This is a genomic window from Enterobacter cloacae complex sp. SHL018, assembly GCF_049237905.1.
Lineage (GTDB): Bacteria > Pseudomonadota > Gammaproteobacteria > Enterobacterales > Enterobacteriaceae > Enterobacter > Enterobacter hormaechei_C.
The window spans coordinates 116110-128546 of sequence record NZ_JBMKJE010000003.1; the positions used below are offsets into that span (position 1 = coordinate 116110).

A 12437-nucleotide genomic window follows, 5' to 3' on the forward strand; every position below is an offset into this window, starting at 1 on the left:
AAATTTACCTGGTAAAAAGCGGGTAAAGAGAGCTAAACATTGGCTGTTGTAAGTTTGAATTTTAAGCAACTGATTTTAAAACTGAATAATTCCCAGGATCTGATTTAATGGGGTATATCGTCGCATTAACCGGCGGCATCGGTAGTGGTAAAAGCACCGTTGCGCATGCGTTTGCTCGTCTCGGCATCACGATTATCGACGCCGATATCATTGCCCGTCAGGTGGTAGAACCCAATACACCCGCCTTAAACGCCATCGAAGCGCATTTTGGTCGCCGTGTGATACAGGCTGACGGCACCCTGAATCGTCGGCAGCTGCGTGAGTGCATATTTTCCGTTCCAGCGGAAAAAGCCTGGCTTAATGCCCTGCTCCACCCCATTATCCACCAGGAAACTCAGCGTCAGATTGCCGCAGCCAGTTCGCCCTATGTGTTGTGGGTGGTCCCGTTACTGGTGGAAAATCAGCTTCAAAATAAAGCAGACAGAACGCTGGTGATTGACGTTTCCCGCGAAACGCAAATCCAGAGAACCATGGCGCGTGACCATGTTTCACGCGAGCATGCTGAACAAATTCTTGCCGCACAGGCCACGCGCGAAGCGCGCCTCGCCATTGCGGATGATGTTATTGATAATAACGGCGCACCAGATGCCATTGCATCGGATGTTGCTCGTCTGCACGCGCAGTATCTGACCTTCGCCGCGCAGGCCGTTGCACAGGAAAAACCATAATGTCGACTTATATCCTTTTTGAGCACCCGCTTAACGAAAAAATGCGTACCTGGCTACGCATAGAATTTCTTATTCAACAGCTTTCACAACATCTGCCTGTCAACGATCACGCCACCGCGCTGCATTTTTTCCGCAACGTGGGCGATCTGCTGGATGTGATTGAACGCGGCGACGTCCGCACTGAGCTGTTGAAAGAGCTGGAGCGCCAGCAGCGTAAATTACAGGCCTGGGCCGAAGTACCGGGCGTGGATCAAAGTCGAATTGACGCTTTACGCAAGCAGCTAAAAAACAGCAGCACGACCCTGATGGCCGCGCCGCGCGTTGGCCAGTTTTTACGAGAGGATCGTCTGATTGCGCTGGTGCGCCAGCGCCTGAGCATACCGGGCGGATGCTGTAGCTTTGACCTGCCAACGCTGCATATGTGGCTGCACATGCCGCAGGAACAGCGCGATCGCCAGGTGAACAGCTGGCTGGGCAGCCTGGAGCCGATGAATCAGACGTTATCCCTGATCCTCGATCTTGTGCGTAACTCTGCCCCGTTCCGCAAACAAACCAGTCTCAACGGTTTCTATCAGGATAACGGCGACGACGCCGATCTTCTGCGCCTGAACCTGTCTCTTGGCGAGCAGCTTTACCCGCAAATTTCCGGGCATAAAAGCCGTTTCGCGATCCGCTTTATGCCGCTGGACAGTGAACATGGCACCGTGCCGGAACGCCTCGATTTTGAACTGGCCTGTTGTTAAGGAGTGCCAATGTCTGACGTAACCACCGTAAACTGCCCAACCTGTGGGAAAACTGTCGTCTGGGGAGACGTAAGTCCATTTCGCCCATTCTGCTGTAAGCGCTGTCAGCTTATAGACCTGGGCGAATGGGCGGCGGAAGAGAAACGCATTCCGAGCGAAGGCGATCTCTCGGATAGCGATGACTGGAGCGAAAACCAGCAGTAACGTTCAAAGCCTGCTGGCGCGTCGCTTAGCAGGCCTACGGTTGTGCGGCCAGCCGGAGGATCACAGGCTCATTGGCAGGCGGGAATTTTTCCGCATCGCTGGCCTGAAGCTCAATCCAGTTACCCGGCTGCCCCTCTTTTCCCCACGGCTCACCTTCCCAGTTTTCAACCAGCCAGAACCACAGCGTGATGTGACGATCCGGAAACTGGTACTCCAGCTTATCGAACAGCGTTGCGCCAAGCGGGGTGATCCCCACCTCTTCCTGAAGCTCACGCACCAGCGCCTGCTCCGGCGTTTCACCTGATTCGATTTTTCCGCCGGGGAATTCCCATTTGTTGGCCATGTGCGCATCGGCGGCACGTTGGGTAATGAAGATCTGATTTTGCGGGTTGCGAATGATCCCGACAGCAATTTGCAGTGTTTTCATCATGTCACTTCCATAAAAAAGGCGCAGATATCTGCGCCTTTTCAGTTTGTTATGTTCTTAACTCAGACGGCCGTGGCACGCCTTGTATTTTTTGCCGGAACCGCATGGGCACGGATCGTTACGACCGACTTTACGATCGCCCGTCTGCGCTGCGATTGCCGCTGCGGCTTCGCTCTCATCGGTCTGATGGCTCAGCTGCTGCATCTGTGCCAGACGCTCAGCTTCTTCACGACGCTGCTGCTCCATCGCTTCCACTTCTTCCGGCATACGCACCTGAACTTTGCTCAGGGTGCTGATGACTTCATACTTCAGCGACTCCAGCATGGCAGCAAACATGGAGAAGGATTCACGCTTGTACTCCTGCTTCGGATCTTTCTGCGCATAACCACGCAGGTGGATACCCTGACGCAGGTAGTCCATTGCCGCCAGATGCTCTTTCCACAGGGAGTCCAGGGTCTGCAACATTACGCCTTTCTCGAAGTGACGCATCATCTCTGCGCCAACCACTTCTTCCTTACGCTTGTAGACGTCCAGCGCGGTTTCGTAGATACGCTCGCGCAGGGTCTCTTCGTGCAGCTCAGGCTCTTTGTCCAGCCACTCTTTGATTGGCAGTTCGAGATCGAAGTCGTTTTTCAGACGTTCCTGCAAACCTTCGATATCCCACATCTCTTCCAGAGACTGCGGCGGAATGTGCGCGTCGATAGTGGCTTTGAACACATCTTCGCGAATGCTGTTGATGGTTTCGCTCACGTCGGACACGTCCAGCAGTTCGTTACGCTGGGTGTAGATCGCACGACGCTGGTCGTTGGCAACGTCATCATATTCCAGCAGCTGCTTACGAATATCGAAGTTGCGGCTTTCTACTTTACGCTGGGCGTTCGCAATCGCTTTGGTAACCCACGGGTGCTCGATCGCTTCGCCAGGTTTCATGCCCAGTTTACGCATCATGCCGGACACACGGTCAGAGGCGAAAATACGCATCAGCGCATCTTCCATAGACAGATAGAAGCGGGAAGAACCGGCATCACCCTGACGACCTGCACGACCGCGCAGCTGGTTATCGATACGACGGGATTCATGACGCTCGGTACCAATGATGTGCAGACCACCGGATGCCAGCACCGCGTCGTGACGCACCTGCCAGTCGGCTTTGATCTGCGCGATTTGCTCTGGGGTTGGGTTTTCCAGCTCCGCCACTTCGGCCTGCCAGCTACCGCCGAGCATAATATCGGTACCACGACCCGCCATGTTGGTGGCGATGGTTACGGCAGCCGGGTAACCGGCCTGCGCAACGATATCTGCTTCTTTAGCGTGGAACTTGGCGTTCAGAACGTTGTGTTTGATGCCTGCTTTGGTCAGCTCGTTAGATACCACTTCGGATTTCTCGATGGAGATGGTCCCCACCAGTACCGGCTGGCCCTTCGCGGTACGTTCGCGAATATCTTCGATGATCGCCTGAATTTTTTCCGCTTCAGTCATGTATACCAGGTCCGGCATATCCTTACGGATCATCGGACGGTTGGTAGGTACTACCACGGTATCCAGCTTATAGATGGAGCTGAACTCAAACGCTTCGGTATCTGCGGTACCGGTCATCCCCGCCAGCTTCTCGTACAGACGGAAGTAGTTCTGGAAGGTGATGGAGGCCAGCGTCTGGTTTTCGTTTTGAATATCCACGCCTTCTTTCGCTTCCACGGCCTGGTGCAGGCCATCGGACCAGCGACGTCCCTGCATGGTACGGCCGGTGTGTTCATCGACGATGATGACTTCGCCGTCTTTAACGATGTAGTCAACGTCGCGGGTGAACAGGGCGTGCGCGCGCAGTGCGGCCGTTACGTGGTGCATCAGCATGATGTTGCTCGGGGAGTACAGAGACTCGCCCTCTTCCATAATGCCTTCAGCCACCAGCAACTCTTCGATTTTCACCAGGCCGCGTTCGGTCAGGTTGACCTGACGCGCTTTTTCATCCACGGAGAAGTGACCTTCACCCTGGAAGGTATCGGAGTCTTCTTTCTCCTGACGCAGCAGGTGAGGAATGATTTTGTCGACTTTACGGTACATCTCGGAGCTGTCTTCGGCCGGGCCGGAGATGATCAGCGGGGTACGCGCTTCATCGATCAGAATGGAGTCAACCTCATCCACCAGCGCATAGTGCAGTTTACGCTGGACGCGCTCTTCCGGGCTGAACGCCATGTTGTCGCGCAGGTAGTCGAAGCCGTATTCGTTGTTGGTGCCGTAGGTGATATCTGCGTTATAGGCTTCACGCTTGGCAGGTGCCGGCAGGCCGGACATGTTAATGCCTACGGTCATGCCGAGGAATTCGAACAGCGGACGGTTGTTTTCGGCGTCGCGCTGCGCCAGATAGTCGTTGACGGTAACAACGTGAACGCCCTTACCCGTCAGCGCATTCAGGTAAGCCGGCAGCGTTGCCGTCAGGGTTTTACCTTCACCGGTACGCATTTCCGCGATGCAGCGCTCGTTGAGCACCATCCCGCCCAGCAGCTGCACGTCGAAGTGACGCATGCCGAACACGCGTTTACTGGCCTCACGTACAACGGCGAAGGCTTCCGGGATCAGGCTTTCTAAGGTTTCACCTTTCTCCAGACGCGCACGGAACTCCGCGGTTTTCGCTTTCAGCTCATCATCAGTGAGCTTCTCCATCGCCGGTTCCATACCGTTGATGACGTTCACAGCTTTGCGCATGCGGCGCAGGGTACGATCGTTACGACTACCAAAAACTTTGGTTAACAATTTGATTAGCATAATAAATTCTCAAACGCCCCAGTCGGGCAGATAAATTAAGGTATTGAAAAAGGTTAATTTAGCTGAGGCGTTGAGGCCCGGCACGGATGCCGTGAACCTGGCTAATCCATGTCGAAACAGAGAAGGATGCAGGGGAAACAAAATCCGTTTGCGCCGTCTGATTTACGGTCACTGGCGGCTGGTTGTCCTGCGTCAGAAGCGCATTAAGCGTATCGAGCAGGGCAAGATGCTGAGCCTGAACCGGCAGCGTTTCTTCCGCAACAGGCATCGTCTGCGGCGCCATCGCGAACGACAGATGGCGGATAACCGTGCGAATCGCGTGCTGCTGCCAGTAATCAACGGAGAAATTAGGACGGCGGCTGGCTTCAAGCCATGCGAGATTAGTGAAGTTAACCCGTGTGGTGAGATCGTGTTTGGTCGTCGTGGAACGTGCTGGCGTGGCCGCGTCTGCGCTGTTGCTGAGCACAGGCAAGCCGAAACTCGCCGCGACCATCCCCAATAAGAGATGCGGCCAGAAGTAACGTCTGCCAAATTGTCGCCAGCGCGTCAGTATTCCGCTCACTTGCTCCACCACGTTCGCCCGCCAGTGCAGGCTGAGTTCAGTTATTCTTTTTTAGCGCCCAGATATTACCACTAAAGCCAATACACGGCAGCAGGAATGACACCTTGCAGCAGGTAAAAACGGTCAATAATGCAGCGAACACACCGTTATTCGGCACCCGACACAGGCCAGGGGTGAGGGGGACAAATTAAAGAAGGGCAGAAATAAAAACGACTGGCTTCCCTGGTCGGAGAGAGTACCAGGTGAACCAGTCGCTTTTATTAAGAAACGGCTTTAACCCTTAAGCCAGGACCCAAGTCGGGGCTTTGAACGCCAGCGGCAGTTCAGCTTCGTCTTCGAAGGTCACATATTCCCAGGCTTCCTGTTTTGCCAGGACGGCCTGCAACAGTTTGTTGTTCAGTGCATGACCGGATTTAAACGCGGTAAATGCACCAATGATGTTGTGACCACACATGAAGAGGTCGCCGATCGCGTCCAGCATTTTGTGACGAACAAATTCATCTTCAAAACGCAGGCCGTCTTCGTTCAGTACGCGATAATCGTCAACAACGATGGCACAATCGAAGCTGCCGCCCAGGCACAGGCCGCGGGATTGCAGATATTCGATATCACGCATAAAGCCGAAGGTACGTGCTCGGCTGATCTGACGCATGAACGCATCCGCAGAGAAGTTCATCGCATAGCGCTGGGTGCTGGAGTCAATCGCCGGATGGTTAAAATCGATGGTGAAATCCAACGAGAAACCATTGTACGGTTTGAATTCAGCCCATTTGTCGCCATCTTCGACGCGAACGGTCTCTTTAATGCGAACAAATTTCTTCGCGCAGTTCAGTTCTTCGATGCCGGCATCCAGCAACAAATAAACGAACGGAGCAGCACTCCCGTCCATGATCGGGATTTCTGGCGCATCGACTTCAACCATAATGTTGTCGATACCCAGACCCGCCAGGGCGGCGTTCAGGTGCTCTACGGTAGAAATCCGCACGTCATGCTCGTTCACCAGACAAGTACAGAGCATAGTATCACGCACAGATTTGGCATCGGCCGGAAAATCTACCGGTGGATTCAAGTCGGTGCGACGATAGATGACCCCGGTATTGGCCGGCGCAGGGCGTAACGTCAGTGTGACTTTCTTGCCGGTATGTAAACCGACACCCGTCGCCTGAACGATACGTTTAAGTGTCCTTTGTTTGATCATCGTATAATCTCGCCAAATTAACTATCCAACCGAGAGTGTATATCACTAACGGTGGGCCAGTTTAGCACAAAGAGCGCAAATCCCCAAATTCCAGCCAATTCTTAGTCAGCTTGCTTACGCAGGAACGCCGGGATATCCAGATAATCTGGCTCTTTTGCCGTTTGTGGAGTCGGGTCGTTCACCACTTTCGCAGCGGGTTTTTGCTCCTGAGTCAGAGGCGCCATACCGTGCTGCTGGTAACGATCCATAACCGGCTGCTGAGTCTGTTTGTTGGTCACCAGGGTGATCTCAGGACGCTTGTCCATACCGATACCGGTGGCCACAACGGTCACACGCAGTTCGTCGTTCATTTCCGGATCAAGGGACGTACCGATAACGACGGTCGCGTTGTCAGAGGCGAACGCACGGATGGTGTTACCCACGGTTTCGAACTCATCCAGACGCAGGTCAAAGCCAGCGGTAATGTTGACCAGCACGCCGCGCGCACCAGACAGATCGATATCTTCCAGCAGTGGAGAAGAGATCGCCATTTCAGCGGCTTCTTCCGCACGGTCTTCGCCGCTCGCCACGCCAGAGCCCATCATCGCGTAGCCCATCTCGGACATCACGGTGCGAACGTCTGCAAAGTCAACGTTCATAAGACCAGGACGGGTAATCAGTTCAGCAATACCCTGAACCGCGCCTTTCAGCACGTCGTTTGCCGCGCCAAAGGCGTCCAGCAGAGAGATACCGCGACCCAGCACTTTCAGCAGCTTGTCGTTCGGGATGGTAATCAGAGAGTCCACGTGCTTGGACAGCTCGGTGATACCCTGCTCCGCGAAAGCCATACGCTTCTTACCTTCAAAGTTGAAAGGCTTGGTCACGACAGCAACGGTCAGAATACCTAAATCTTTAGCGACTTCCGCCACAACGGGTGCTGCACCGGTACCTGTACCGCCGCCCATACCCGCTGCGATGAAGACCATGTCTGCACCGTCCAGTGCAGCGCGCAGCGCTTCACGATCTTCTTCTGCCGCGTTGCGGCCCACTTCCGGGTTAGCCCCTGCTCCCAGACCTTTGGTGATGCCACCACCGATCTGAATCGTCTGGCCAACAGCCGTTTTACGCAGCGCCTGCGCATCGGTGTTCACCGCGAAGAATTCAACACCTTCGATGCGCTCGCGCACCATGTGCTCTACGGCGTTACCGCCGCCGCCACCGACGCCGATGACTTTAATCACCGCGTCGTTGGTTAATTCCATAGGTTCAAACATAATCTCTCTCTCCGTTGTGCCTGTCGCCCGAGACCGCTAATTCTCTCCGGTCTCTTAAAAAAATTAAAACTCTTTTCGCAACCAGGTGTTAAGTCGTTTGACCCAAGACCCCACCGAGACGCGTTTTTCCACTTCTGCTTCACCACTCAAATGGGATTCTTTCCCGTAGTGCAGCAGGCCCACGGCCGTTGAGTAATACGGCTCCTGAGCGTAATCCGTTAAACCGGTAATATTCAGCGGCGCACCAATACGCACCTGCGTATGGAACACGCGCTGAGCGCAGGCCGCAAGACCTTCAATTTGCGCTGCCCCGCCGGTTAATACAATCCCCGCCGCGAGATGATGTTTCACACCCTGCTGGCGAAGCTGTTCCTGTAACTGCAAAATCTCTTCGTTGACCAAGTTGAGCAGCTCGGTATAACGCGGCTCAATCACCTCTGCCAGCGTCTGGCGTTGCAGGCTGCGCGGCGGTCGCCCGCCTACGCTCGGCACTTCAACGCTCTCGTCTTTGCCGACGATAGAGCCCAGCGCGCAACCATGGCGCACTTTAATCGCCTCTGCATCGCTCGGTGGCGTACCAAAGGCGTAAGCGATATCGCTGGTCACCACATTCCCGGCGTACGGGATCACTTTGGTGTGGCGTAACGCACCGCCGGTATAGACGGCCATGTCCATTGTACCACCACCAATATCGACCACACAGACGCCCAGTTCACGTTCGTCTTCGGTCAGCACGGAATAGCTCGCGGCAAGACCGGCGAAAATGAGTTGGTCAACTTTCAGGCCACAACGTTCAACGGCTTTTACAATGTTCTTCGCCATATCATTGTGACATGTGATCAGGTGCACTTTTGCCTGCATACGCACGCCCGACAGACCGACCGGATTCTTGATGCCTTCCTGGTAGTCGATCGCGTATTCCTGCGGGATCACATGCAGCACACGGTGCTCGTCGCGAACACGCACGGATTTCGCCGTGTGGACAACGTTCTCAACGTCTTCCTGCGTCACCTCTTCTTCAGAAATCGGCACCATACCGATTTCATTCTGGCAGCTGATGTGCTTACCAGACAGGGCCAGATAGACAGAGGAAATCTGGCAATCTGCCATCAATTCAGCCTGGTCGATGGCGCGCTGAACGCATTTCACCACCGACTCAAGGTCGTTTACCCCACCTTTATCCATACCACGGGAGGGGCAGCTGCCCACGCCAATGATATTGACCATACCGTCGGGCAGAACTTCCCCTACCAAAGCGGCAACCTTCGCGGTGCCAATCTCCAGTCCTACTACCAATTTTCTGTCCGTCGACTTGATCATTGTTGTTCTGCCTGTACCTGTGCCTGATTTTGTTGCTGATTAGGTTCCTCGACCGGAGCCGGCTCCCAACCGACTGCTGCGCCTGAGTCATAGCGCAAATCAACGTAGCTTATCCGTTTGCCATCCGTCTGCGCCTGCTGCTGTAAAACCGGGTAAAGTTCTACAAAACGCGCCAGACGTTTCATTGTGTCGCCGCGGCCAAGATTGAGCTTAATGCCATTCGTTAGGGTCAACTGCCAGGAACGGCGCGCCGTCATCGCAGCATCTTTTAACGTAAAGCGATCCTTAGCCAGCACCTGCCCCATCTCACGAAAACCCTGCAATACTTCGTTTTCGCTGCCTTCCGGGCCATACAACATCGGTAAATTCTGCTTGTTGACACGATCGCTCGGAACGCTGAACGAATTTCCGTCTACGTCAACCATATGCTGATCATTCCAACGCGCAATCGGCACATATTCAACCAGATGAATCTTCAATTCATCTGGCCATTGTTTTCTGACACTCGCCTGTTTTATCCACGGCAGACGTTCAATCTGACTTTGGATAATGTTGACGTCCTGCGTCATAAAGGTGCCAGGCGACCCAAGCGCCAGAACCGACTGGCGAATGTCATCGTTACGCGTGTAGTGTCGCTCCCCGGTCACCACCAGCTTCGACAGCGGCAACCGCTGCGCGTCTTCCATCCAGCCCAGCACCATCCAGCCGCTGATAAACACGGTGCACAGCACCCCGAGCAGGAAGATGATCCCTGCAAGACGCGTTCCATTACTCCGGCGCGAAGAGGAGTATTCTTCTTCGTCATCGCGGTTGCGCGTGTTCAATGCAGCCTGAGACATATCAGCCCGCCTGGTCCAGAATACGTACGACTAACTGCGAGAAGCTCATTCCCGCCTGACGCGCCGCCATCGGCACAAGGCTATGGCTGGTCATACCCGGAGACGTGTTTGCTTCCAGCAGATAAAATTGCCCGTCACCGTCAAGCATCACGTCAATGCGTCCCCAGCCACGACATCCCAGCACATTCCAGGCTTTAAGCACCAGAGACTGTAATTCGGCCTCACGCTCTGCTTCAAGACCCGCTGGGCAGAAATATTGCGTCTCATCAGAGAGATACTTCGCCTCATAATCATAGAAGACTCCGGCGGGTTGGATGCGAATTGACGGTAAAATTTCTTCGCCAAGCATCGCGACGGTAAATTCCGGCCCGCTAAGCCATTTTTCAATCAGAACTTCTTCATCATGTTGAAATGCCAGTGCTAAAGCGTCAGCCAAATTTACAGCTTTATCGACTTTGGACATTCCCACGCTCGACCCTTCACGGCTCGGCTTCACAATAACCGGTAAGCCCAGTGCCGCAATGCGTGTCTTAACGCTGTCCGACAGACCCAATTCATATTCACGACGCGTCAGTGCAACCCATGGCGCAACGGGCAGGCCCGCCCCCTGCCACAGCAGTTTGCTGCGCAGTTTATCCATGGAGATGGCGGATGCCATCACGCCGCTGCCGGTGTACGGCATGCCGATCAGCTCCAGCAGCCCCTGCAACGTGCCGTCTTCACCGCCGCGACCGTGCAACGCGATGAAGGCTTTATCGAAGCCCATCGCTTTCAGCTGCGTAACGTCCACCTCTTTCGGATCAACCGGATGCGCGTCCACGCCACCTTCACGCAGGCCCGCCAGCACGGCAGCGCCCGAATTCAGAGAAACCTCGCGTTCGGCGGAAGTGCCGCCAAACAGGACAGCAATCTTATCAGCCATGACGCTCGTCCTCCTGAGTTTGCGGCTTCAGTTTGATTTCAGCTAAGGTACGGGCGATTTTGCCGATATTTCCCGCGCCCTGAATCAGGATCAGATCGTTACCCGTCAGGACCGGGGCAAGCATTTCAGCCACCTGCGCCGGGTCGGGAACCAGAATAGGATCCACTTTACCGCGTCCACGGATGGTACGACATAAAGAACGACTGTCCGCACCCGGAATCGGAGTTTCACCCGCTGCATAAACATCCAGCATCAGCAGGGTATCAACCTGCGAAAGGACGTTGGCAAAATCGTCATACAGATCGCGGGTACGCGTGTAACGGTGCGGCTGGAAGATCATGACCAGATTCTTTTCCGGCCAACCCGCGCGTGCCGCTTTGATGGTTGCGTCCACTTCCGTCGGATGGTGACCGTAGTCGTCTACCAGCATCGCAGAACCTGGCTTACCGTTTACCGGCTCCAGCGGGAATTCACCGAGGAAGTCGAAGCGACGGCCCGTCCCCTGGAAGCTCTCCAGTGCGCGCAGGATCGCTTCATCGTCAATGCCTTCTTCTGTCGCAACAGCCACCGCCGCTGCCGCATTCAGGGCGTTGTGACGTCCCGGAGCGTTCAGGGTGACATGCAGCAGGTCTTTATCCTGACGCGCGAGGGTGAAATGCCCCTGCGCACCGATCTGCTTGTAATCTTCTACGCGTACATCCGCGTCTTCGCTGAAGCCGTAGGTCGTAATTTGACGCCCGACGCGCGGCAGCAGCTCGCGAATAACCGGATCGTCCACGCACATCACCGCACGGCCATAGAACGGCAGGTTGTGCAGGAAGTTAATAAAGGTCTGCTTTAAGTTCTCGAAGTCGCCCTGGTAAGTGTCCATATGGTCAGCTTCGATGTTGGTGACGATCGCCACCATCGGCTGTAGATGCAGGAACGACGCATCGCTCTCATCCGCTTCCGCAATCAGATAACGGCTGTGGCCCAGACGCGCATGCACGCCAGCGGCTTTCACCAGACCACCGTTAACGAACGTCGGGTCGAGACCCGCTTCCGCATAAATGCTGGAGACCATCGCTGTTGTGGTGGTTTTACCGTGCGTACCGGCCACCGCAATGCCGTGACGGAAACGCATCAGTTCCGCCAGCATTTCCGCGCGACGGATCACCGGGATGCGCGCCTCATGCGCCGCAACGATTTCCGGGTTATCCGCGGAGATAGCGCTGGACACCACAACCACGCTCGCATCGCTCACGTTTTCCGGGCGATGATTGAAATAGATAGTCGCCCCCAGCGACGCCAGCTGCTGCGTAACAGGGTTTGGCGCCAGGTCAGACCCGCTGATCTGATAGCCTTCGTTAGCTAACACTTCGGCAATACCGCCCATGCCAGCACCACCGATGCCGACAAAGTGAATGTGCCGGACGCGACGCATCTCGGGCACGATAGAACGCAGTTTTGCCAGTTGTTGTGTATTCATTCTCTAAACG

12 protein-coding genes are annotated in these 12437 nt (G+C 55.0%); 3 read left to right on the plus strand and 9 right to left on the minus strand.

Features of this window, described 5'->3' with window-relative positions:
* The first annotated feature begins 107 nt into the window (after positions 1-107).
* From coaE to yacG, 3 genes are read left to right on the plus strand one after another with little or no spacing between them, the layout of a single operon-like run.
* Positions 108-728 (plus strand): dephospho-CoA kinase, encoded by a 621-nt coding sequence (gene coaE, locus ACOTY5_RS13710; protein ID WP_039271719.1) that lies wholly within the window; start codon positions 108-110, stop codon positions 726-728.
* A complete protein-coding gene (zapD, locus tag ACOTY5_RS13715) occupies positions 728-1471 on the plus strand; it encodes a cell division protein ZapD (protein WP_045141610.1) in 744 nt (247 codons plus the stop codon). The genes coaE and zapD overlap by 1 nt, the downstream gene beginning before the upstream one ends.
* A gap of 9 nt (positions 1472-1480) precedes the next feature.
* A complete protein-coding gene (yacG, locus tag ACOTY5_RS13720; protein ID WP_015572675.1) occupies positions 1481-1675 on the plus strand; it encodes a DNA gyrase inhibitor YacG in 195 nt (64 codons plus the stop codon).
* A gap of 34 nt (positions 1676-1709) precedes the next feature.
* On the opposite strand, the gene mutT is transcribed toward yacG, so the two are convergent.
* From mutT to murC, 9 genes are all read right to left on the minus strand, one after another.
* Positions 1710-2102, minus strand: coding sequence for an 8-oxo-dGTP diphosphatase MutT (gene mutT, locus ACOTY5_RS13725; RefSeq protein ID WP_026080649.1), 393 nt, complete (start codon positions 2100-2102; stop codon positions 1710-1712).
* A 57-nt stretch (positions 2103-2159) separates the two neighbouring features.
* Entirely contained in the window at positions 2160-4865 is a 2706-nt protein-coding gene (secA, locus tag ACOTY5_RS13730) for a preprotein translocase subunit SecA (protein WP_015572673.1), read from the minus strand.
* A 58-nt stretch (positions 4866-4923) separates the two neighbouring features.
* Positions 4924-5427, minus strand: a complete 504-nt coding sequence (secM, locus tag ACOTY5_RS13735) for a secA translation cis-regulator SecM (protein WP_032103219.1) — start codon at positions 5425-5427, stop codon at positions 4924-4926.
* A gap of 280 nt (positions 5428-5707) precedes the next feature.
* Complete coding sequence (gene lpxC / locus ACOTY5_RS13740; RefSeq protein ID WP_421631937.1) at positions 5708-6625, minus strand: UDP-3-O-acyl-N-acetylglucosamine deacetylase; 918 nt, start codon at positions 6623-6625, stop codon at positions 5708-5710.
* Positions 6626-6726: 101 nt separating this feature from the next.
* Positions 6727-7878 carry a cell division protein FtsZ gene (ftsZ, locus tag ACOTY5_RS13745; RefSeq protein WP_003856338.1) on the minus strand — a complete coding sequence of 384 codons (1152 nt, stop codon included), beginning with the start codon at positions 7876-7878 and terminating at the stop codon, positions 6727-6729.
* 63 nt (positions 7879-7941) lie between these two features.
* Entirely contained in the window at positions 7942-9198 is a 1257-nt protein-coding gene (ftsA, locus tag ACOTY5_RS13750; RefSeq protein WP_003856340.1) for a cell division protein FtsA, read from the minus strand.
* A complete protein-coding gene (ftsQ, locus tag ACOTY5_RS13755) occupies positions 9195-10037 on the minus strand; it encodes a cell division protein FtsQ (RefSeq protein WP_421631938.1) in 843 nt (280 codons plus the stop codon). The genes ftsA and ftsQ overlap by 4 nt, the downstream gene beginning before the upstream one ends.
* Position 10038: 1 nt before the next feature.
* On the minus strand, positions 10039-10959 hold the full coding sequence (locus ACOTY5_RS13760) for a D-alanine--D-alanine ligase (protein WP_045141611.1): 921 nt from the start codon (positions 10957-10959) through the stop codon (positions 10039-10041).
* Entirely contained in the window at positions 10952-12427 is a 1476-nt protein-coding gene (gene murC, locus ACOTY5_RS13765) for a UDP-N-acetylmuramate--L-alanine ligase (RefSeq protein WP_003856345.1), read from the minus strand. Before murC ends, ACOTY5_RS13760 begins: the two co-directional genes overlap by 8 nt.
* Between the last annotated feature and the right edge of the window lie 10 nt (positions 12428-12437).

What these genes read in the sequence shown, in the direction of transcription:
- lpxC (WP_421631937.1), bottom strand. Translation starts at nt 6,625, where the DNA reads ATGATCAAACAAAGGACACTTAAACGTATCGTTCAGGCGACGGGTGTC.
- zapD (WP_045141610.1), top strand. Translation starts at nt 728, where the DNA reads ATGTCGACTTATATCCTTTTTGAGCACCCGCTTAACGAAAAAATGCGT.
- yacG (WP_015572675.1), top strand. Translation starts at nt 1,481, where the DNA reads ATGTCTGACGTAACCACCGTAAACTGCCCAACCTGTGGGAAAACTGTC.
- ftsA (WP_003856340.1), bottom strand. Translation starts at nt 9,198, where the DNA reads ATGATCAAGTCGACGGACAGAAAATTGGTAGTAGGACTGGAGATTGGC.
- coaE (WP_039271719.1), top strand. Translation starts at nt 108, where the DNA reads ATGGGGTATATCGTCGCATTAACCGGCGGCATCGGTAGTGGTAAAAGC.
- ftsZ (WP_003856338.1), bottom strand. Translation starts at nt 7,878, where the DNA reads ATGTTTGAACCTATGGAATTAACCAACGACGCGGTGATTAAAGTCATC.
- mutT (WP_026080649.1), bottom strand. Translation starts at nt 2,102, where the DNA reads ATGAAAACACTGCAAATTGCTGTCGGGATCATTCGCAACCCGCAAAAT.
- ftsQ (WP_421631938.1), bottom strand. Translation starts at nt 10,037, where the DNA reads ATGTCTCAGGCTGCATTGAACACGCGCAACCGCGATGACGAAGAAGAA.
- secA (WP_015572673.1), bottom strand. Translation starts at nt 4,865, where the DNA reads ATGCTAATCAAATTGTTAACCAAAGTTTTTGGTAGTCGTAACGATCGT.
- ACOTY5_RS13760 (WP_045141611.1), bottom strand. Translation starts at nt 10,959, where the DNA reads ATGGCTGATAAGATTGCTGTCCTGTTTGGCGGCACTTCCGCCGAACGC.
- murC (WP_003856345.1), bottom strand. Translation starts at nt 12,427, where the DNA reads ATGAATACACAACAACTGGCAAAACTGCGTTCTATCGTGCCCGAGATG.